The 267-nt window shown below is 60.7% G+C and carries 1 protein-coding gene; it reads right to left on the bottom strand.

Annotated features, from left to right (window positions below; translation table 11 throughout):
• Positions 1 to 194 (bottom strand): hypothetical protein (locus KJQ96_RS39170; protein WP_213291239.1); only part of this gene is annotated, 194 nt, incomplete at its 3' end.
• Positions 195 to 267: the final 73 nt, after the last annotated feature.

Raw genomic sequence — 267 nt, 5'->3', positions numbered from 1 at the left:
ACGCCATTGATCTTGCGCACATCGTCCGGCACGTCCCACGGGCCGTTGTATTTTGTGCCTTCGATCGCGGCGAGCAGCGTGCCGTCACCGACGGCGGTCGATCCCGCCGCCAGCCCGCGCCGGTACCAACGCATCCCTTCAGTACGATCTACTACGTTCTTGCGCGATCTCGCTACTGTCGCGATTTCAGGCATCGGCGGCAATCTGCATGATGCATCGGCACCATACGACTGGAAGCCGATTTCGGCAGCTCAAGCTTAGACGGAT

The sequence above is a fragment of the Bradyrhizobium sp. sGM-13 genome (assembly GCF_018398875.1).
Lineage (GTDB): Bacteria > Pseudomonadota > Alphaproteobacteria > Rhizobiales > Xanthobacteraceae > Bradyrhizobium.
This window is presented reverse-complemented; position numbering and strand designations above follow the sequence as displayed.